The organism is Priestia sp. VA7 (assembly GCF_055710015.1).
In genome coordinates, this window is record NZ_JBVQPN010000001.1 from 189,404 (window position 1) to 210,788 (window position 21,385).

Annotated in this window: 21 protein-coding genes, 1 tRNA gene and 1 other annotated feature; of the genes, 21 read left to right on the forward strand and 1 reads right to left on the reverse strand. The window is 38.8% G+C overall.

Going from position 1 to position 21,385, the window contains the following annotated elements; translation table 11 throughout:
* Nucleotides 1–142 precede the first annotated feature (142 nt).
* From AC0C45_RS01020 to ssuD, 5 genes are all read left to right on the forward strand, one after another.
* Nucleotides 143–886, forward strand: a complete 744-nt coding sequence (locus tag AC0C45_RS01020) for an ABC transporter ATP-binding protein (RefSeq protein ID WP_026106708.1) — start codon at nucleotides 143–145, stop codon at nucleotides 884–886.
* Between the two features lie 33 nt (nucleotides 887–919).
* On the forward strand, nucleotides 920–1,906 hold the full coding sequence (locus AC0C45_RS01025) for an aliphatic sulfonate ABC transporter substrate-binding protein (RefSeq protein ID WP_237893013.1): 987 nt from the start codon (nucleotides 920–922) through the stop codon (nucleotides 1,904–1,906).
* A gap of 10 nt (nucleotides 1,907–1,916) precedes the next feature.
* Nucleotides 1,917–2,771 carry an ABC transporter permease gene (locus AC0C45_RS01030; RefSeq protein ID WP_016765676.1) on the forward strand — a complete coding sequence of 285 codons (855 nt, stop codon included), beginning with the start codon at nucleotides 1,917–1,919 and terminating at the stop codon, nucleotides 2,769–2,771.
* Between the two features lie 69 nt (nucleotides 2,772–2,840).
* A complete protein-coding gene (gene ssuE, locus AC0C45_RS01035; protein WP_016765675.1) occupies nucleotides 2,841–3,395 on the forward strand; it encodes an NADPH-dependent FMN reductase in 555 nt (184 codons plus the stop codon).
* Nucleotides 3,392–4,516 (forward strand): FMNH2-dependent alkanesulfonate monooxygenase, encoded by a 1,125-nt coding sequence (gene ssuD, locus AC0C45_RS01040; RefSeq protein ID WP_016765674.1) that lies wholly within the window; start codon nucleotides 3,392–3,394, stop codon nucleotides 4,514–4,516. Before ssuE ends, ssuD begins: the two co-directional genes overlap by 4 nt.
* A 66-nt stretch (nucleotides 4,517–4,582) precedes the next feature.
* On the opposite strand, the gene AC0C45_RS01045 is transcribed toward ssuD, so the two are convergent.
* Complete coding sequence (locus tag AC0C45_RS01045; RefSeq protein WP_013059387.1) at nucleotides 4,583–4,789, reverse strand: hypothetical protein; 207 nt, start codon at nucleotides 4,787–4,789, stop codon at nucleotides 4,583–4,585.
* A 240-nt stretch (nucleotides 4,790–5,029) separates the two neighbouring features.
* On the opposite strand from AC0C45_RS01045, the gene AC0C45_RS01050 reads away from it, so the two are divergent.
* From AC0C45_RS01050 to leuB, 16 genes are all read left to right on the forward strand, one after another.
* On the forward strand, nucleotides 5,030–7,048 hold the full coding sequence (locus AC0C45_RS01050) for a penicillin-binding transpeptidase domain-containing protein (protein ID WP_257061245.1): 2,019 nt from the start codon (nucleotides 5,030–5,032) through the stop codon (nucleotides 7,046–7,048).
* A 442-nt stretch (nucleotides 7,049–7,490) separates the two neighbouring features.
* Nucleotides 7,491–8,123, forward strand: coding sequence for a DUF47 domain-containing protein (locus AC0C45_RS01055; protein WP_029711160.1), 633 nt, complete (start codon nucleotides 7,491–7,493; stop codon nucleotides 8,121–8,123).
* Nucleotides 8,124–8,138: 15 nt separating this feature from the next.
* Nucleotides 8,139–9,137, forward strand: a complete 999-nt coding sequence (locus AC0C45_RS01060; protein WP_013085148.1) for an inorganic phosphate transporter — start codon at nucleotides 8,139–8,141, stop codon at nucleotides 9,135–9,137.
* A gap of 113 nt (nucleotides 9,138–9,250) precedes the next feature.
* Nucleotides 9,251–9,865 (forward strand): PH domain-containing protein, encoded by a 615-nt coding sequence (locus tag AC0C45_RS01065; RefSeq protein WP_013085147.1) that lies wholly within the window; start codon nucleotides 9,251–9,253, stop codon nucleotides 9,863–9,865.
* Between the two features lie 211 nt (nucleotides 9,866–10,076).
* On the forward strand, nucleotides 10,077–10,520 hold the full coding sequence (locus tag AC0C45_RS01070) for a MarR family winged helix-turn-helix transcriptional regulator (protein ID WP_013059382.1): 444 nt from the start codon (nucleotides 10,077–10,079) through the stop codon (nucleotides 10,518–10,520).
* Between the two features lie 10 nt (nucleotides 10,521–10,530).
* Nucleotides 10,531–11,325, forward strand: coding sequence for a glutamate racemase (gene racE, locus AC0C45_RS01075; RefSeq protein WP_013085145.1), 795 nt, complete (start codon nucleotides 10,531–10,533; stop codon nucleotides 11,323–11,325).
* 113 nt (nucleotides 11,326–11,438) lie between these two features.
* On the forward strand, nucleotides 11,439–12,524 hold the full coding sequence (locus AC0C45_RS01080; protein WP_013059380.1) for a GerMN domain-containing protein: 1,086 nt from the start codon (nucleotides 11,439–11,441) through the stop codon (nucleotides 12,522–12,524).
* 134 nt (nucleotides 12,525–12,658) lie between these two features.
* Nucleotides 12,659–13,405, forward strand: coding sequence for a ribonuclease PH (rph, locus tag AC0C45_RS01085; RefSeq protein WP_013085143.1), 747 nt, complete (start codon nucleotides 12,659–12,661; stop codon nucleotides 13,403–13,405).
* Nucleotides 13,406–13,414: 9 nt separating this feature from the next.
* Nucleotides 13,415–14,008 carry an XTP/dITP diphosphatase gene (locus tag AC0C45_RS01090; RefSeq protein ID WP_472927879.1) on the forward strand — a complete coding sequence of 198 codons (594 nt, stop codon included), beginning with the start codon at nucleotides 13,415–13,417 and terminating at the stop codon, nucleotides 14,006–14,008.
* A gap of 15 nt (nucleotides 14,009–14,023) precedes the next feature.
* Nucleotides 14,024–14,536, forward strand: coding sequence for a metallophosphoesterase (locus AC0C45_RS01095; protein WP_013059377.1), 513 nt, complete (start codon nucleotides 14,024–14,026; stop codon nucleotides 14,534–14,536).
* Between the two features lie 125 nt (nucleotides 14,537–14,661).
* Nucleotides 14,662–14,735 (forward strand) — tRNA-Arg (locus tag AC0C45_RS01100).
* A 324-nt stretch (nucleotides 14,736–15,059) separates the two neighbouring features.
* Nucleotides 15,060–15,313, forward strand: a binding site (T-box leader).
* Between the two features lie 68 nt (nucleotides 15,314–15,381).
* A complete protein-coding gene (gene ilvB, locus AC0C45_RS01105) occupies nucleotides 15,382–17,109 on the forward strand; it encodes an acetolactate synthase large subunit (RefSeq protein ID WP_211186082.1) in 1,728 nt (575 codons plus the stop codon).
* Nucleotides 17,106–17,618, forward strand: a complete 513-nt coding sequence (ilvN, locus tag AC0C45_RS01110; protein WP_013059375.1) for an acetolactate synthase small subunit — start codon at nucleotides 17,106–17,108, stop codon at nucleotides 17,616–17,618. The genes ilvB and ilvN overlap by 4 nt, the downstream gene beginning before the upstream one ends.
* 64 nt (nucleotides 17,619–17,682) lie before the next feature.
* On the forward strand, nucleotides 17,683–18,708 hold the full coding sequence (ilvC, locus tag AC0C45_RS01115; RefSeq protein ID WP_013085141.1) for a ketol-acid reductoisomerase: 1,026 nt from the start codon (nucleotides 17,683–17,685) through the stop codon (nucleotides 18,706–18,708).
* Nucleotides 18,695–20,230: a 2-isopropylmalate synthase gene (locus AC0C45_RS01120; protein WP_472927880.1), complete on the forward strand. Its 1,536-nt coding sequence runs from the start codon at nucleotides 18,695–18,697 to the stop codon at nucleotides 20,228–20,230. Before ilvC ends, AC0C45_RS01120 begins: the two co-directional genes overlap by 14 nt.
* 19 nt (nucleotides 20,231–20,249) lie before the next feature.
* Nucleotides 20,250–21,359: a 3-isopropylmalate dehydrogenase gene (leuB, locus tag AC0C45_RS01125; protein ID WP_013059372.1), complete on the forward strand. Its 1,110-nt coding sequence runs from the start codon at nucleotides 20,250–20,252 to the stop codon at nucleotides 21,357–21,359.
* The last annotated feature ends 26 nt before the right edge of the window (nucleotides 21,360–21,385 follow it).

Below are 21,385 nucleotides of genomic sequence, written 5' to 3' on the forward strand. Positions count from 1 at the left end.
CAAAATAATCCAATAACAAATCAGTTAAATATAGCAATGGGCTGATCGGCCAACCGAAAGCTCCTACCTTTTTCAGGTAGGAGCTTTTGTGTTTTTAGATGAACGAGCTTTTGATTTAAAAATTCAAGGAGGAGGAACTGCTGTGAGTGTTGTCATTCAATCTGTTAACCGCTCATTTCAAAAAGGAGAACAAGTAACTCAAGCATTGCGAAATGTAAATCTTACGATTAATAAAGGTGAATTTATTACCGTTATTGGTCCGAGCGGGTGCGGAAAAAGTACACTGCTTAAAATGATTGCAGGACTTGATATGGATTATGAAGGGCGTATTGAAATCAACGGGAAGTACATAGCCGGACCTAGCATTAAACAAGGAATGATCTTTCAAGAACACCGCTTGTTCCCTTGGCTTAATGTGGAGCAAAATATAGCGGCTGACTTATCGCTAAAAGATTCGAACGTTCGGCGCCGCGTAGATGAGTTAATTGATATTGTCAGGCTGAAAGGATTTGAAAAAGCTTATCCTCGAGAACTATCTGGGGGGATGTCTCAACGAGTTGCTATTGCGCGTGCTCTTTTAAGAAATCCAGAAGTTTTATTGTTAGATGAACCGTTTGGTGCGTTAGATGCTTTTACGCGCACTCATTTGCAAGATGTACTGCTAGACATATGGAAAAAAGAAAAAACAACCATGATTTTTGTTACCCATGATTTAGATGAATCCATTTACTTGGGGACTAAAATTGTGATTATGAGTGCCAGACCAGGAGAAATTAGCCGGGTCGTTCCAGTAGAAATTAGTCATCCGCGAAAAAAGACAGAGTTACCGTTTCAGCAGCTAAGGCAGCAAGTACTGAAAGAATTTGAAGAAGCAGGAGAACATTAAAGATTCAATAAGACAGAGAAGGGGACAGAACAGATGAAAAAGCTACTTTTAACTGCAGCTATTGTACTTGTTCTCGCATTGGCTGGGTGCGGGACGAAAGAAAAAGCGAGCGGAGAAGATTCAAAAAACGTTACGATTAATATTGGTATCCAACAAAGCTTAGGTCCTTTAATGCTGGCACAAAACCAAAAATGGTTTGAAAAAGAATTTAAAAAAATAGGTGTAAATGTTAAATGGACAGAGTTTCAAAGCGGACCTCCGCAATTTGAAGGTTTAGCATCTGGACATTTGGATTTCGGCCAAGTTGGAAATTCACCGGTTATTTCTGGTCAAGGCGCAGACATTCCGTTTTTAGAAATTGCTAATTCCAGCGACGGGTTGAAAGGAAATGCCATTTTAGTAGGGAAAAACAGCAAGATTAAAAGCGTAAAAGATTTAAAAGGTAAAAAGATCGCGGTTGCGAAAGGAAGCAGCGGTTTTAATTTATTGTACAGAGCTCTTGACCAAAATGGGTTGAAGCCAAGTGATGTAAAGATTATTCAGCTTCAGCCAGACGAAGCTCAGCCAGCATTTGAAAATGGATCAGTGGATGCATGGTCAATCTGGGAACCGTTTATCTCACTGCAAAACTTAAAAAATGAAGCTCGCATTTTAGCAGACGGCGATTCATTAAAGGTTGCTTCACCAGGTTTTACTATTGTAAGAGAAGGCTTTGCAAAAGATCATCCAGAGTTAGTCGTTAAGTTTTTACAAGTTTATCAAAAAGCGCTTGAATGGCAAAACAAACATTTTGAAGAATCTGTGGATATTTTAGCAAAACAAAAAAATCTAGATAAAGACGTAGTAAGACAAGTGTTAAAAAATAATCCTGCCTATAATCGCCCAACCTCTAAAGAAATTATTGCAGAACAACAGCGGACAGCTGATTTTCAACAATCTTTAGGCGTTATTAAAAAGAAAATTGATACTGGAGATGTCGTTGATAATTCATTTATTGAAAAAGCATTAAAAGAAAAATGAGGTGATGAAAATGAGTAAAACATCTGTGGTTTCAGGACATGTCCAGTCTTCAGCAGCTCACTTGCAAAAAATGAAAAAAAGAAAGGAAGAAGCGAAAAATAAGCAGGGAATTTTTCTTCGTTCTCTTGTCGTGCCACTTCTGCTTATTGTCGTGTGGCAAATCATTGGTTCTGCGGGCTATGTATCCAAAACTGTTCTTCCTACACCTGTTGATATCATACTTTCTTTCAAACAGCTCATCGTATCTGGAGAACTCGGAGCTAACCTTCAAATCAGTATTTTGCGTGCTGCCATAGGTTTTGCCGTTGGAGCTGGACTAGGGTTACTATTTGGTGTAATTGTCGGTTTCTCAAAGAAAACGGAGCACTATATGGATCCATCTATTCAAATGCTTAGAACTGTTCCTCACCTTGCGTTGGCGCCTTTATTTATCTTATGGTTTGGCTTTGGTGAAATTTCAAAGATATTGCTAATTGCAAACGGTGCATTTTTCCCAATCTATGTTAATACGTATCTAGGTATTCGCGGCGTTGATTCGAAATTATTTGATGTTGCTCGTGTTCTTCAATTTAGTAAATGGAAACAAATTACAAAACTTATTTTACCAGCTGCTCTTCCTAATATTTTACTTGGTGTCCGATTGTCTTTAGGTATTGCATGGCTCGGACTGGTAGTTGCTGAATTAATGGGAGCAAGTGAAGGTGTAGGATACATGATTATGGATGCTAGACAGTTTTCTCAAACGGACGTAGTTTTTGTCGGAATTATCATTTTTGCTGTTGTAGGCAAATTAACCGATTCATTTGTCCGAGTATTAGAAAAGCGTCTTCTTAAATGGAGAGACAGCTACGCAGGTGAAAAATAAAAGAAGGATTTATATACGTATTAATCCTTGTAAATCTATCAGTTTTATAAGTTAAAAGGAGAGATGATAATGAGTCAGGTTACAATTATTACAGGAAGTCCTTCAAAGCAATCAAGGTCAGCTGCTTTAAGCGAGTATATTGCAGCACATCTACAAGATGAAAAATATGAAGTGAAAACCGTGCATGTTCGTGACTTGCCCGCTGAAGACTTAGTATATGCTAACTTTTCTAGCCCTGCGATTCAAGAAGCTCAAAAGAAAGTGGCAGATGCTGATGCCGTTATTATTGTCAGCCCAATATATAAAGCTAGCTACACAGGAATTTTAAAAACATTTTTAGATTTAATACCTGAAAAAGGTTTGCACAATAAAACCGTGCTGCCGATAGCTACAGGGGGAACCATTGCTCACCTACTGGCTCTTGATTATGTATTTAAGCCGACTTTATCCATTTTAGGAGCTACTGCTCTTATTCATGGAGTTTATATTGTTGATTCTGAGGTGGCCTATACGAAAGAAAATGAAATTGAGTTTATTGCGGAAGAAGCAGAAGCGAGAATTAAACGTTCATTAAAAGAGCTGGGATATCATCTAGAACAAACGAAAAGGAGTGTTGAATCATGAAAATGTTATGGTTTATTCCTTCCCATGGAGATGGAAGATATTTAGGGACAAATCGAGGAGGTCGTTCAGCAGACTATTCATATTTTCGGCAAGTTGCTCAAGCAGCTGACCGGTTAGGGTTTGAAGGAGTTTTGATTCCAACGGGGAAATCATGCGAAGACCCGTGGCTATTGGCTGCTTCACTTATACCTGAAACAGAGCGTTTGAAATTTTTAGTAGCGGTACGTCCCGGCATTATGGCTCCTTCCGTGGCAGCGCGCATGACCTCGACTCTTGACCGAATTTCAAACGGTCGTTTACTAGTTAACGTAGTAGCAGGAGGAGATCCAGCAGAATTAGCCGGAGACGGCCTTTTCTTATCACATGATGAACGTTATGAAGCTGCGGATGAATTTTTAGATGTGTGGAAAGGGTTATTGGCTGGAGATACGGTTAATTATGAAGGAAAACATATTCATGTAGAGAACAGCGAGCTGTTGTATCCACCTGTTCAAAAACCTTCTCCACCTATTTATTTTGGCGGATCTTCACCTGCAGGACAAAAAGTTGCAGCAAAACATTCTGACGTGTATTTAACGTGGGGCGAACCTCCTGAACAAGTAAGAGAAAAAATAACGGCTGTGAGAAAGCAAGCAGAAGCAGAAGGCAGAACCGTTAAGTTTGGGATTCGTTTGCATATTATTGTACGCGAAACGGAAGAAGAAGCCTGGCAAGCAGCCGATCGATTAATTCAGCATTTGGACGACGACACGATTCAAGCTGCACAGCGTACTTTTGCTAGGTATGACTCAGTCGGGCAGCAGCGAATGGCGAGCCTTCATAGAGGAACCCGAGAGGAACTTACGATTAGCCCTAACTTATGGGCAGGTGTAGGGCTCGTCCGGGGAGGCGCAGGAACTGCACTAGTAGGCAGTGCTGAAAATGTAGCGAAACGAATAAAAGAATATGAAGCTTTAGGAATTGAATCTTTTATTTTATCAGGCTATCCGCATTTAGAAGAGGCTTATCACGTAGGAGAATTATTGTTCCCGCTTTTAAATATTGATGACGGTGAAGGAAAGAGTGAAAGCATCGGTGAGATTATTGCAAACGATAGGTTTCCAAAAGCTTCAACGTCGTAAAAGAAGAACCGGTGAAAAATTCACCGGTTCTTCTTTTACATTCATCTCAGCCGAGAGACGAGTTCCTTAAATTGTTGGTTTAGGTTTTTCAGGTGCAGCTTGTTTATCTTTTCGACTTTCTTGAATATATACTTTAAAGAGAAAAATATTTAAACAGCCCAGTGTGAGGAATAACGGTGCAAAATAATATTCTTGAGACATAAGTAGGACGAAAACGCTTCCAAAACAGAACAGAGAACTAAACATAAAGTAAAACTGTAAGAATCTTCTCATTTTAGTCGCCTCCTATTCTTTTTCTTCTTACAATTATTATATCAAATACTTTCCAAAAAAGACACAAAATATTCACAAAATGTTCAATTTTTTTCTTATTTACCTATTGATTTTTTTGTCGATATGTAAATTTAGTGGGTTGTAATACCAATTAATTCCTGATTGTAACTTTCCGATGGAAAGTTTATGTAAAATTTTATATGATAGAGAAATGGTATTGAAAAAAGGGGGAAAATCATCATGAGACGAATTGGGTGGCTATTTTTTACTATGGCAATTCTCTTATTAATAACTGCCGGTTGCTCAAATGATCAACAGAAAGCACAGGAACGATTTGATAAATATGTAGCCATGTGGAATAAAGAAGATTTTAAAGGCATGTATGGATACTTGTCTAAAGATGCTAAAAAGACGATTTCAGAAAAAGATTTTGTAAATCGATATAAAAATATCTATGATGCAATTGAAGCGGACAAGCTTAAAGTGAAGGCAAGTAAAATAGAAGACTTAGAAATAAAAGACCATAAAGCTGTTTTACCTTTTGAAGTAAACATGAACTCTGTAGCCGGTGAAATCTCATTTAAAGAAAATGCTGCTGTAGTTCAAGAAAAACAAGGGGATACAGAGAATTGGTATATTAATTGGAAGCCTAATATGATTTTTAAAGGACTTAAGCAAGGAGAGCAAGTAAGAGTAGCTACTCAGTCAGCTGTGCGTGGAGAAATTATGGATCGTTCAGGGAAATATTTAGCTCAAAACGGAGAAGCGATTCAAGTTGGAGTTGTTCCACAGCAGTTTTCTAAAGGCGGCGAGCAAGCTATACAACAATTAAGCAAGACTCTTGCTCTTTCAGAAAAAAGTATTAATCAAGCACTGAGCGCTTCTTGGGTGAAAAAGAATCAATTTGTTCCTATTAAGACAGTTAGTCAAAAAGACGCCTCTAATTTAGAGAATTCTTTGAAAAAAGTAGAAGGCATTCAACAAAAAAAGGTAAATGCGCGCGTATATCCTTGTGAAGAAGCGTGTGCCCATTTAGTTGGATACGTTGCGCCTGTCACAGCGGAATATTTAAAAGAGCATAAAGATGAAGGCTATAATGCTCAGTCTAAAGCTGGAATGATTGGCTTAGAGTCTTTATATGAAGATAAGCTTCGTGCTCGAGACGGCGTCATGATTTATACTGTAGATAAAGATGGTAATAAAAAGAATGAAATTGCAAAAGTGAATCCAAAAGACGGGGAAAGCATTCAAGTTACGGTGGACACGAATGTTCAAAAATCCCTTTATGAACAGTTAAAAGATGAAAAAGGAGTAGCTACTGCTCTTCAACCTAAAACGGGAGAAATATTAGGTCTTGTAAGCACGCCAGCTTTTGATCCGAATTCTTTTTCTTTTGGAATCGATGCTAATACGTACCAATCCCTTTCAACGAATCCCGATAAGCCGTTAATGAATCGCTTTACCAAAACGTATTCTCCGGGATCTACATTTAAGTTAGTCACGGGAGCTTTAGCGGTTGATGAAGGTGTGGTAAATCCAAACGAAAGTATATCAATCAGCGGGAAGAAATGGCAAAAAGATAAAAGCTGGGGGAATTTCTACGTAACACGAGTGGGAAGCAAGCCGAATGTTAATTTACGTGATGCTTATGTTACATCTGATAATATTTATTTTGCGCAGACTGCTTTGAAGCTAGGTTTAGACAAATTTAACAGTGGTTTAAAACAGTTTGGGTTCAATCAAAAAATGCCTATTAATTACCCTTTTGAAACGTCTAAAATTGCAGGTGATCAAGATATTAAAGATGAGGGAGTATTAGCAAACTCTGGCTATGGCCAGGGGAAACTGCAAGTGAATCCTCTCCACTTAGCATTGATGTATACATCGATTGTAAACGATGGAAACATAGTAAAGCCTATTCTTATGAACGGTGATGAGAGTGGGATATGGAAAAAACAAGTAATATCTAAAGAAACGGCGCAATTAATTCAAAATGATTTAGTTGATGTCATTGAAGATAAAAACGGTACGGGTCATGCTGCAAAGATAGATGGGTTAACCCTGGCTGGAAAAACTGGAACGGCAGAGCTAAAGAAAACTCAAGGTGAAAAAGGACAGGAAAACGGATGGTTTGTAGCTGTGGACACAAAACAGAAAAACTTACTCGTTTCAATGATGGTTGAAGGGGTAGAAGATAAAGGCGGAAGTCATTACGTCGTGCCGAAACTAAAAAATGTATTTCAGCAATATAATAAGTAAATAATAAAAGCCAGTTCTAAAAGAGCTGGCTTTTATTATTTACACAAGGGGAGTAATGTTAAGTTTTTGTAAATCCCAGTTTTATACAAACTCTGAAAACCCTTATTTTAAAAGGAATCAACGTATTATTGTTAATGTATTGTAAATAAGCTTAAAAAAATGTGTTTGAAAAGTTATTGACAATTAACAATAATAGGAGTAATTTTTGACTTGGCGTAAAAAAATGAATCGCATAACCTATAGGTGAAAGAACCACTTTTTGGGACTTTTGCTCTGGTAAACGTTTGTTTTTTTAGAATTTTTTGATACACAAGAGAGGTGGTTTCTCTCGTTATAGTAATGAACAGCTAAGTTTTATCCATTACTTTAAATGAAAAAAGAAACTAGAACACATATAAAAAGATAGAGAGAAAAAACGAGTGGTAAAGTTTCGATAAATTGGATGGAGGATTGCAACGTGATCAAAAGAAAAAAAGACAAGTTTTCTGAAATGTTAATGGACATTGCCCAAAATATTAAGGACTCAGCGGAGTTTTTAGGCAGCTTTGAACTTCAAAATGTATCTGACCTAAAGGAATTTGCCAACGTTTTAAAAGCGTATGAATCAAAAGGTGATAAATACGTGCATACAGTGATTACTGAGTTGAACAAAGCATTTATTACTCCAATTGAGCGTGAAGATATTTTACAGCTAGCGATGAGCATGGATGATGTACTTGATGGCATCGACAGCTTTGCTGCTTTAATGGAAATTCATTCAATTACAACATTTGATGAATATGTAGCTGAATTTGTTAAGAATATTCAAGGCTGTGCTGAAGAAATTTTAATTACGATTAATTTGTTGTCTGAGAAAAAGCTTCTTCAAATTAGTGAGCATGCAATTAAAATTAAAGAGTATGAGTCACATTGTGATACATTATATCGTCGTGCACTAAAACAATTATTTGCAACATGTAAAGATCCAATTAAAGTTATTCAATATAAAGAAATTTATGAAACGCTAGAAGAAATCGCGGATTATTGTCAAACGGTTGCGAACAACTTAGAATCAGTTATTATGAAGAATGCGTAACGGGGCTATATTATAATGGATTCGATGCTAATATTAACCATTCTAATTGTAGTTGGTGCACTTGGTTTTGACTTTATCAACGGATTTCACGATACAGCTAATGCCATTGCGACTTCTGTTTCAACCAAAGCTTTAAAACCGCGACATGCAATTCTTTTAGCTGCAACCATGAACTTTGTCGGTGCTATGACGTTCACGGGCGTAGCCAAAACGATTACAAAGGATATCGTTGATCCTTATACGCTTCAAAATGGTTCTGTCGTTATTTTAGCAGCATTAATTTCTGCTATTGCATGGAACTTAATCACATGGTATTTCGGTATCCCGAGTAGTTCTTCTCATGCAATTATTGGATCGATTGCAGGAGCAGCTATTGCAGCTGCTGGATTTGGTGCTTTAAATTACAAAGGTTTCATCAAAATCATTGAAGCCCTTCTAATTTCACCAGTTTTAGCCTTTGTAGTAGGTTATATTGTCTATACGATTATCAAACTAACGTTTAAAAACCATAACTTGACGAAAACGAATAAGCGTTTTCGACGCGTTCAAATCCTGACTGCAGCCCTACAATCTTACACACACGGTACGAATGATGCGCAAAAAGCAATGGGTATCATTACGCTAGCGCTTATTGCTAACAATATGCAAAGCGGTACTGATATTCAGTGGTGGGTACAGCTGGCTTGTGCGGTAGCAATGGGGCTTGGAACGTCAATTGGTGGATGGAAAATCATTAAAACCGTCGGCGGTAAAATTATGAAAATTCGTCCTGTTAATGGAGTAGCTGCGGACTTAACAGGTGCTGCCATTATCTTTGGAGCAACGTTTATTCATCTACCTGTCAGTACTACTCATGTTATTTCATCTTCTATCTTAGGTGTAGGTTCTGCTCACCGAGTGAAAGGTGTAAAATGGGGAACTGCACAGCGCATGGTGATTACATGGGTTATCACATTGCCAATTTCAGCTTCATTAGCTGCACTTATCTATATGATTTTAAATTTGTTCTTTTAATAAATGTGGAGCTTCTTGTAAAGAAGCTCCTTTTTTTATTTACATCCCCTCATTTGCACAGTACACTTAAAACATGAAAATAACACAATCGTTTTTAAAAGGGAGATGGGGAAATGTTTGGAAAAGTAGCTGCTGATGTATTGGGGCTAAGTGATATTGGTTCTGTTATTAAGCCAGTTGATTATGACAAGGTAGATGCAGACGATTACGTTATGCATGAAGAACAAGAAAAAATTTATTTTCTGATCAAATCAAAGTCAGATGAATATTGCTTTACCAATAAAGCGCTCATTCACCTTGATGGAACAAGTGCTACAAGTAAAAAGCGAATGCTTCGCCGCTATAACTACAGCACAAATCACATTTCAAACGTGATGCTAGAAACGGCTGGAACTGTCGATTTAGATGTGGAAATTAAATTTAAAATTGGCTCTGAAACTTTTTCTATCGATGTACACAAAAAGCATATAGAAGAGGTAAAAGATTTATATAAAGCGCTGTTTAAAATGTCTGAAATAACGCGTGAAAATGAAATTGCGCTCGATTTTGCTAAACAAAGCATTCAGCTAGCTTCTTCTACACTAAGCAGTACAAGAAATACAAGTGGAAGTGTTGCTAGTGAATTTAAAGAAATTAACGAAGCTGCGTTTTCTTGGTTATTAGATAAAAAAACAGCCTACACAACAAAAGATTTCAGCTCAGTTTTCGAGCTGTATATCAATAATTAATAGAAACAGCTGCTCCTTTTATGGAGCAGCTGTTTTTTGATGCTGAATGAGAGTATGTAGACTTATGATGAACGTCGTAGAATCCTCATGTTAACCTTGAAAAATCACCGAAAAAAGAGCACAATATAAAATAGAAAAGAGAAACAGTAGAGACGGGTTTAACTGAAAGAAATAATAGAAAATAAGACTTATAGGTGGAAAGGATTACGGTATGACAGCAAAAAATAATGAGGATACAGTGGCAGAATTAGAAAAGTCACTTCGACATATTGCAGCGATTGTGAAGCAAAAAGGAAGAGAAATTTTAGAAGATTATACGATTACGCCACCTCAGTTTATTGCTTTGCAGTGGCTGTTTGAACGTGGAGATATGACGATTGGCGATTTATCAAATCGTATTTTTCTCGCTTGTAGTACAACGACAGATTTAGTAGATCGTATGGAAAAAAATAAGTTGGTGGTTCGGGTGAAAGATCCAAAAGACCGCCGCGTAGTGCGTATTCATTTGCTTCCTGAAGGAGCACGTGTTATCGAAGAAGTGATTGAAAAGCGACAAACGTATTTAAATGGCGTACTGGCAAACTTCTCCCCTAGTGAAACGGAAGTTTTACGAGTAACGTTACGAAAATTGCATGATGAAATGAAGGAAAAATGAGGCGATTGTTTTGAGTAGACCAATTGGTGTTATAGATTCAGGTGTGGGCGGATTAACGGTAGCAAAGGAAATTATGAGACAGCTTCCGAAAGAACAAATTATGTACATTGGAGATACAGCCCGCTGCCCATACGGTCCCCGTCCTAGTGAAGAAGTACGAGCTTTCACATGGGAAATGACTAATTATTTAATAGCTAAAGATATTAAAATGCTTGTTATTGCGTGTAATACGGCTACGGCAGTTGTGCTGGATGAAATTCAAGAACAGCTCGATATTCCCGTTATAGGCGTCATTGAACCAGGATCACGCGCTGCGCTTAAAGTAACTAAAAATCATAAAATAGGCGTAATCGGCACAAACGGAACCGTGAAAAGTCAAGCCTATACACATGCACTCCGCGCTCTTCATACGAGAGTGGAAGTGGAAAATTTAGCATGCCCTTTGTTTGTACCTCTTGTAGAGAGCGGTAATTATGAAGGACCGGAAGCACAGCGAATTGTAAAAGAAACATTAAAACCTTTTTATCATACAGATATGGATACCCTTATTTTAGGATGTACGCATTATCCGTTATTAAAGCCAGTTATTCAAGAAGCAATTGGGCCTAGAGTTCAGTTAATCAGTTCTGGCGAAGAAACGGCAATAGAGGTAAGTGCCATTCTTTCTTATAGCAATTTACTAGCTCCTAGAAACATGGAGCCTGAACACTACTTCTTTACAACAGGATCAACAGAACTGTTTCAATCTATTGCATCTAAATGGTTTGAGCACCCTGTATATAATGTTGAACATATCAAGCTTTAAAACCGTGCATATCATGCTCGGTTTTTTTTGCGGACAAAAACTTTTTTGAGCTGGTCTAAAATGCAAAAAAGCTCGTATACATAGTAGTACAAACAGTCTGAGGAGGGAAAGGAATGTCCAAAAAGACCCAATTTGTTCTCATATCCGCCGTGGTGACCACGTCTGTATTGTTATCCGGCTGTGGACTTTTCGGAGGGGATAACGCAGCAAAGGAAATTGATCCGCCAAAGGATGTCACCTATGTGAAAGATGAAAAATCATTAGCGACTGAAGCGAAAGTAACGGAAGCTAATAAAAAACAAAGTAAAGCCGCAGAAACATCTGCGCCTACCAAAAGAGAACTCTACTTAATTGATAAAAACGGGTACGTTGTTCCCCAGACGCTTGAAATTCCTAAATCAAAAGGTGTCGCTAAACAGTCTCTTGAATATTTAGTAGAGGGTGGACCGGTCACAAACTTATTGCCAAATAATTTCCGAGCGGTTCTTCCTGCTGATACAAGAGTTTTAGGGACAAAGCTGGAAAGTGACGGTACGATGGTAGCAGATTTTTCACCTGAATTTGCTGAGTATAAAAAAGAAGATGAACTCCGTATTCTGCAGGCCGTCACTTGGACGCTGACGCAGTTTGAAGGCGTAAATAAAGTTAAAATTCGCATTAACGGCTATGATAAAGATGAGATGCCTGTAAATCATACGCCAATCAGTAAAGGGTTGAGCAGAGCAGATGGCATTAACTTTGATAATACTGGAGTAGTTGACGTAACTCAAACGAAGCCAGTTACGATTTATTACTTAGCTCAAGAGGGCAAACAAACTTACTATGTTCCTGTCACAAAACGAATTGCTTCTGATGACAAAGATATGTACACTGCAATTGTGAACGAGCTTGTAGAAGGACCTGCGCCTGCATCAGGTTTAGTGACAGACTTTAATCCTGATGCAAAGCTCGTAGCAGCTCCAAAGTATGCGGACGGTGAGTTAACGCTGAACTTTAATAAAAACATCTTTGGGAATTTAAAAGGAACGGAAATTTCTCAGCATGTTCTCGACTCCTTAGTGTTATCTCTGACGGAACAAAAAGCCGTAGACAGCGTTGCTATTAAGGTGAATGGCAAAAAAACGCTAAAAGATGAAAAAGGGAAAAAATTAACGGAACCAGTTTCAAGACCTAAAAATGTGAACACAGGTAGTTTTTAAAAACAAATTTTTGTTATACTAGTAAAGGACTAAGTAGAAAGAGGTCTGCTGAAATAGCGACCTCTTTCCGCTGTTTTATAGTTTAAATGGAAGAGACTATTACATATAAATGAATGAATAGGAGGACATGCTTAATGCGTTTGGACGGTAGGGAATTTAATGAATTGAGATCTGTATCTCTTCATACTTCATACTTAAAGCATCCGGAAGGATCTGTATTAATCTCGGTGGGAGACACAAAGGTTATTTGTACAGCAAGCATAGACGACAGAGTGCCTCCTTTTATGCGTGGGCAAGGAAAAGGATGGATTACAGCTGAATATTCTATGCTGCCTCGAGCTACGGCACAAAGAAATATACGTGAATCATCAAAAGGTAAAGTCACAGGACGAACAATGGAAATTCAGCGTCTAATCGGACGAGCTCTTCGTTCTGTAGTCGATCTGGAAAAGGTCGGAGAAAAGACAATTTGGATTGATTGTGATGTTATTCAAGCAGATGGCGGCACAAGAACAGCGTCGATTACAGGTGCTTTTGTGGCTATGGTTTTAGCGTTTGGAAAGCTGGTTGAAGAGAACAAGCTAACAGAAATTCCTATTCGTGACTACTTAGCTGCGACTTCAGTAGGTATTCATGGAGAAAATTCGATTTTAGATTTAAATTATGAAGAAGATTCGACAGCGGAAGTTGACATGAATATTGTGATGACAGGAAGCGGACAGTTTGTAGAATTACAGGGAACGGGAGAGGAATCGACGTTTTCGAGAGAACAGTTAAACCATCTTCTAGATTTAGGGGAAAAGGGTGTTTATCAATTGATTGAACAGCAAAAGGAAGTTCTTGATCACCTGGCTGCCTACATTCCGGTTAAAGAAAGGTAAGGGATTAACGTGCGTGAAATCATTATTGCAACTAAAAACGCAGGCAAAGTAAAAGATTTTGAAACACTTTTCTCACCGAAGGGATTTAAAGTAAAATCGCTTCTTGATTTTCCTGAGATTGAAGACGTGGAAGAAACGGGCGTTACATTTGCAGAGAATGCCACGCTAAAAGCAAAGGCCATTTCATCCGCATTAAATAAGCCGGTCATTGCCGATGATTCGGGGCTTGCTATTGATGCCTTAAACGGGGAGCCAGGCGTTTATTCCGCGCGTTATGCTGGTGAAAATAAAGATGATAATGCTAATATAGAGAAGGTACTTCAAAAATTAAATGACGTGCCGTTTGAAAAGCGCACGGCACGCTTTCATTGTGCTCTTGCTATTGCAGTGCCTGGAAAGAGAACCGAAATTGTAGAAGGCACGTGTGAAGGGCACATCTTGGAGGAAAAAAGAGGGGAAAACGGTTTTGGGTACGATCCCATTTTCTTTGTAGAAAAATGGAGATGCTCCATGGCAGAATTGACCAAAGAGCAAAAAAATCAGATTAGTCACCGAGCAAATGCGTTAAAAAGACTAGCACCGCTAATTGATGCGCAATTTTAGAAGGAGTGATGACGTGTGAAACTATTAATTGTAAGCGATAGCCACGGGTTACAAGAAGAGCTGCTCACTATCAGAGAGAGACATGCTGATGTAGATAAGATGATCCATTGTGGGGACTCTGAGTTGCCGCAAGACAGCAAAGAAATGTCTGCATTTTTAGGCGTTCGAGGAAATTGTGACTACGATGCATCTTACGTTAATGATCGAGTAGAGTCGCTTGGAGAAGCTACGTGTCTGGTTACACACGGTCACTTATATAATGTTAAAATGTCTATGATGAATCTGCATTACAAAGCGAGAGAAGTTGGGGCAAACGTGGTTTGTTTTGGGCATTCTCACATAGCGGGAGCTGAGCTCATGGACGGAGTTTTATTTATCAATCCAGGAAGTATGTTACTTCCTCGTATGAGAAAAGAACGTACGTATGCTATACTAGTAATGGATGGTACAGAAGCTACCGTGCAGTTTTACGATATAAGCGGTAAACATATTCCTAGCATGCAGTTAACCTGTACACTTTCAGCATAATATAGCCAAATATAGGGAGAAGAGAAGGTTTTTTACCTCTCTTCTCATAAAATTTCAAAAAAACGTTGACTTTTAAATTATATTTGAATATAATAAGTATTGTCTTTGATACACTTTAACATTATGTCCCAGTAGCTCAGCAGGATAGAGCAACGGCCTTCTAAGCCGTCGGTCGGGAGTTCGAATCTCTCCTGGGACGTCCAAAAAAAAACGGTTTTTACTAAAAAGTAAAAACCGTTTTTTTTATTTATCTTAAAAGTGAATGTTTGTTCATTCAGTGTGTACAAATGAACGTTTCAGAAAAACTTTTTGAACTGCTGTAAACCCTTATTACATCAATAATGAAAACGCATTCAAATATTCTGTTTAGTCTAAATTGTCTAAAAAAATCTTGGAAAGTGGTTGACTATGCATAAAAATGGGCGTAAGATAGTCCTCAAATATAAGTTTTCTAAAAATTTTAATTAATTGTAATTAATTTAAAATATGATGTGTAAAGCATTGTTCAAAAAGCATATAGCGTTTTAAAACGTTGAAGAGGATAAGTAGTTTTGATGTTTAGGTATCAACAGAGAGTCGGGTTGCTGGAAGCCGACGTTACCAACTCAAAATGAACTCACCTCAGAGTGTCACCCTGAAATTCAGTAAGGGTGACCGAGTGTACTTCCAAAGCACTCGTTATCAAAAAGAATGTACAGTATACATTCATAAGGTAATCATTACGATTACAAACGAGGGTGGTACCGCGTAAAGTACAAAAGACTTTTCGCCCCTTGACCTATATCATTTGATAGGGTCTATTTAGGGGTGAGAAGTCTTTTTTCTTTTATCTAGAAAACGAAAGGATGAGAAAAGTGGGAGCCAATATGCAAACGAAAGAACCTGTAAGCACTGGGGCAAAAATGAATGGAGCTGACATGTTGATTGAATCTCTAAGAAGAGAAAATGTTGACGTCATCTTCGGTTACCCAGGGGGAGCCGTTTTACCGATTTACGATAAGCTATATGGTTCAGGAATGTTTCACGTACTTGCTCGTCACGAACAAGGTGGAATTCACGCAGCAGAAGGGTACGCAAGAATTTCAGGCAAACCCGGTGTAGTTATCGCAACAAGTGGTCCTGGTGCAACAAATATCGTAACAGGTTTGGCAGATGCGATGATTGACTCACTTCCTTTAGTTGTTTTTACTGGTCAAGTAGCTTCAAGTGTAATTGGTTCTGACGCGTTCCAAGAAGCAGATGTATTAGGGATCACAATGCCAATTACAAAACATAGCTATCAAGTACGCAATATCAGCGATATGCCAAGAATCATCAAAGAGGCATTTCATATTGCGACAACAGGAAGACCTGGTCCAGTCTTAATCGACATTCCAAAAGATATGGCACAGGGTGATGGAACATTTAATTACGAAGGAGAAATTGATTTACCTGGCTATCAGCCAACTTATTTTCCAAATCAGCTGCAGGTTAAAAAATTAACAGACGCAGTAGCAGCTGCAAAACAACCTGTTATCTTAGCAGGTGCGGGAGTGTTATTGAGTAAAGGTTCAGAAGAATTAAAAAATTATGCTGAGCGTCAAAATATTCCCGTTATTAATACGCTTTTAGGATTGGGCTGTTTTCCTGCAGATCATCCGCTTCATTTGGGAATGGCTGGCATGCACGGAACGTACACAGCAAACATGGCAATTTATGAGAGTGACCTCCTCATTAGTATCGGTGCACGCTTTGATGACCGAGTAACAGGTAACTTAAAGCATTTTGCACCAAATGCAAAAATTGCTCACATTGACATCGACCCAGCGGAAATTGGAAAGAATGTTCCAACCAAGATTCCAATTGTTGGAGATGCAAAAGAAGTATTGAAGCAATTGCTTCTGCAAGAAGGAGAAGTTGGAGATTATACGAAATGGCATGAGAAATTAGCGGCGTGGAAGCAAGAATATCCATTATGGTATCAGAACTCAGCGGACGTGTTAAAACCACAAAAAGTAGTTGAGTTGCTTCACAAGTATACAAATGGAGATGCCGTGGTTACAACGGACGTTGGGCAACATCAAATGTGGGTAGCTCAATACTACACATTTAATAATCCAGATCGATGGGTAACTTCAGGTGGTCTTGGCACCATGGGCTTTGGATTACCTTCTGCAATCGGCGCTCAGCTAGCAAACAAAGATAAAACAGTTGTAGCAGTCGTTGGTGACGGTGGATTTCAAATGACGCTTCAAGAATTAGGAGTTATTAGAGAATTAAATTTACCTGTAAAAGTGGTTGTACTTAACAATCAGTCGCTTGGTATGGTTCGTCAGTGGCAGGAAATCTTCTATGAAGAACGCTACTCACACTCTTTAATTCCGAATCAGCCTAATTTAATGAAGCTTGCAGAAGCTTATGATATCAAAGGTTTACAAGCTTCTACTGAAGAAGAAGCGCATGCGGCTTTGAAAGAAGCAATGGAAACAGATGGACCTGTTCTACTAAATTTCTTTGTCGCACCTAAAGAAAACGTATATCCAATGGTTGCACCTGGAAAAGGATTACATGAAATGGTGGGGGTGAAACCATGAAGCGAATTATTACAGCAACTGTATTAAACCGTGCGGGCGTATTAAATCGCGTGACGGGGTTATTTACAAAAAGAAATTTCAATATTGAGAGTATTTCGGTAGGTCACACTGAATCTGAAGATGTATCACGCATGACGTTTGTTGTAAACGTAGAGCATGATAACGCTGCTGAACAAGTGATTAAGCAGTTAAATAAGCAGATTGACGTGTTGAAGGTTCAAGATATTACAGATCAAGCGGTGGTATCAAGAGAGCTTGCTTTAATGAAAGTAGCCTCTACCCCAGCGAGCCGTAACGAACTTTATGCAGTAATTGAACCTTTCCGTGCAACCATCATTGATGTAAGCCGCGACAGCTTAATTATTCAAGTAACAGGTGAATCCAGCAAGATTGAAGCGATGATTGATCTGCTTCAGCCTTATGGATTAAAAGAAGTAACGCGCACGGGCACAGTAGCTGTTCCGCGTGGTACGCAAAAAGCAGCAGCCAAACTTTCATCAATCATTTAATTCTAGCTAGTTACTAACCAAGTAAACTATATAAAACTATATAAACTAAGAGGAGAGATTTATTATGACAAAGGTATATTATAACGGAGATGCAAAGGATCAATTATTACAAGGTAAAACAGTAGCAATCGTAGGTTATGGTTCACAAGGTCACGCCCATGCACAAAACTTACGCGACAGCGGAGTAAACGTGGTAGTAGGATTACGTAAAGGTAAATCATGGGACCAAGCAGAGCAAGACGGTTTCACTGTATTATCTGTAAAAGATGCAGTTCAACAAGCAGAAGTAGTAATGGTATTACTTCCAGATGAGTATCAGCCAAAAGTTTATAACGAAGAAATTCTTCCAGGACTAAAACCAGGAAAATCTTTAGTATTTGCTCACGGTTTCAACATTCACTTTAACCAAATCGTAGCACCTGAATTTGTTGACGTATTCTTAGTAGCTCCAAAAGGCCCTGGTCACCTTGTAAGAAGAACGTATGAAGAAGGAGCTGGTGTACCGGCGTTATTCGCAGTATTCCAAGATGTAACTGGAGAAGCAAAAGACGTAGCGTTAGCTTATGCTAAAGCAATCGGTTCAGCTCGTGCGGGTGTATTAGAAACAACATTTAAAGAAGAAACAGAAACAGATCTTTTCGGTGAGCAAGCAGTACTTTGTGGTGGTTTAACTTCATTAGTTAAAGCTGGTTTTGAAACGCTTGTAGAAGCTGGCTACCAACCGGAAGTTGCATATTTTGAGTGTTTACACGAATTAAAATTAATTGTTGACCTTATGTATGAAGGCGGAATGGAAGGCATGCGTTATTCAATCTCTGATACAGCTCAATGGGGTGACTTCGTTTCAGGACCACGCGTTGTAGATGAGCGTTCAAAAGAACAAATGAAAAAAGTGCTTGAAGATATCCAAACAGGTAAATTTGCAAAAGGCTGGATCTTAGAAAATCAAGCAAATCGTCCAGAATTTACTGCTATCAATAACCGTGAAAATGAACATTTAATTGAAAAAGTTGGCGCTCAATTACGTGAAATGATGCCATTTGTTAAAAAACAAAAGAAAGAAGCGGTGATCGCTAGTGCAAAAAATTAAACTATTTGACACGACGCTACGCGATGGTGAACAGTCACCTGGAGTCAATTTGAACCTACAAGAAAAGCTTGAAATTGCTAAGCAGTTAGAGCGATTAGGTATCGACATCATTGAAGCCGGATTTCCCGCTTCTTCAAAAGGTGATTTTCAATCCGTAAAAGAAATTGCGTCTATTGTCAAAAATTCTTCTGTAACAGGCCTTGCAAGGTCTGTTACAAAAGATATTGACATTGCATGGGAAGCGTTAAAAGAAAGTGCAGAACCAAGACTGCATGTTTTTATCGCTACTTCCGAAATTCATATGCAGCATAAATTGAAAAAAACACCTGATGAAGTACTTGAAACAGCAGTGGAAATGGTGAAATACGCAAGTGAAAAATTCCCAGTTGTTCAATGGTCTGCTGAAGATGCATGTCGAACAGATTTACCGTTTTTAGCTAGAATTGTAGAAGCAGTTATTGATGCTGGTGCAAAAGTCGTTAATATTCCAGATACAGTAGGATTTATCACTCCTGGTGACTATCAATCAGTATTTAATTACTTAAAAGAACATGTGTCAAATATTCATAAAGTTGATTTGTCAGCTCACTGTCACGATGACTTAGGGCTAGCTGTGGCCAATTCAATGGCTGCGATTGAAGCAGGAGCTACTCAAATTGAAGGAACGATTAACGGAATCGGAGAACGTGCGGGTAACGCAGCTCTTGAAGAAGTAGCACTTGCGCTTCATGTCCGTCAAGATTTCTATCAAGCGAGCACAGGTCTTATCTTGCCTGAAATCAAGCGTACGAGTGATATTATCAGTAAGCTTACCGGGATGAATATTGCACCAAATAAAGCAATTGTCGGAAAAAATGCTTTTGCTCATGAATCAGGTATTCACCAAGATGGCGTCTTAAAAAATCCGTTAACATATGAGATTATTTCCCCAGAACTTGTGGGTGTTAAACAAAATCCAATTGTGCTTGGTAAACACTCAGGCCGTCATGCGTTCCGTACACGCTTAGTAGAGCTTGGATTCACATTGGAAGATACAGAAGCAAACGTGCTTTTTGAGAAGTTTAAAGACTTAGCAGATAAGAAAAAAGACATTACCGATGATGATTTATTGGCATTAGTCATTCAAAAGCAAGTTAGCAAAGAAAGTGAATATAAGCTTGAAAGTCTGCAAGTTCAGTATGGTACGAACAATATTCCAACGGCTACGATTACGCTTCGCAAAGAAAATGGCGAAGAGATTCAAGAAGCAGCTACGGGATCTGGAAGCGTGGAAGCTATCTATAATACGCTGCAGCGCTGTGTTGAACAAGATGTAAAACTATTAGACTATCGTATTCAGTCTATTAACGGTGGGCCGGATGCACTGGCTGAAGTATTTGTGAAGGTTGAAAGCGAAGGAACTGAAGCAAGCGGACGCGGAGTAGCATTTGACGTATTAGAATCGTCAGCGAAAGCATATCTGAACGCCATTAATCGTTTAATTGCTATTCAGCAGCATCGTTCAAAGCAAGAAGTAATGTGAACTGAAGGGAGAGACCACCATGACAAAAAAAGTCGCTGTATTACCGGGTGACGGCGTAGGAACAGAAGTAACCAAAGGCGCTGTTGCCGTTTTAAAAGCAATTGGAGAGCGCTTTGATCATCAATTTGAGTTTACGTATGGACTAATTGGCGGAGCTGCAATTGATGAAGCGGGCACACCTCTTCCAGAAAGTACAATTGAGACTTGTAAGCAGGCGGATGCTGTATTACTTGGATCGGTTGGAGGGCCAAAATGGGATCGTAACCCTTCACATTTGCGACCGGAAAAAGGTTTGCTAGCTATTCGAAAAGAACTGGATTTATATGCTAATCTTCGTCCAGTGACGTTTTATGATAGCTTAGCGGATGCCTCTCCTCTGAAAAAAGAATACATTGAAGGTGTTGACTTCATTATCGTCCGTGAGCTAACAGGAGGCTTATATTTTGGTAAGCCTAGCGAGCGCCGAACAGAAGGAAATGAAGAAACAGTTGTCGACACATTATTTTATAAGCGTACAGAAATAGAAAGAATTATTCGCCAAGCATTTGACACGGCTGTAAATCGACGTAAAAAAGTAACGTCTGTTGATAAAGCGAATGTGCTTGAGTCTAGTAGAGTGTGGCGTGAAGTAGCTGAAGAAGTAGCAAAAGACTACCCGGATGTAGAGCTTGAGCATATGCTTGTAGATTCAGCTGCTATGCAGTTAATTCGTAATCCGAAGTATTTTGATGTAGTGGTAACTGAAAATATGTTTGGTGATATTTTGAGTGATGAGGCTTCTATGCTGACAGGATCGTTAGGAATGTTGCCATCTGCGAGCTTAACGGCTGATGGTCCGTCTCTATACGAACCGGTTCACGGTTCTGCACCAGATATTGCTGGTCAAAACAAAGCTAATCCGATTGCTGCTATTTTATCTGCAGCAATGTTGCTTAGACATTCGTTTGGATTAGAAAAAGAAGCAGCAGTGATTGAACAAGCGGTTGAAAGTGTATTACATGCAGGTCATCGAACAGCTGACTTAGCAGACGGTAATCATTATTTAGGTACCGATAAAATGGTGGAGGCGATAACTGCGGTAATTGCCAATGATTCTGCCATTTCAAGCATTATGACAGCTTACAGTTAATCATGCGTTTCTCACGTTTTGTGAGA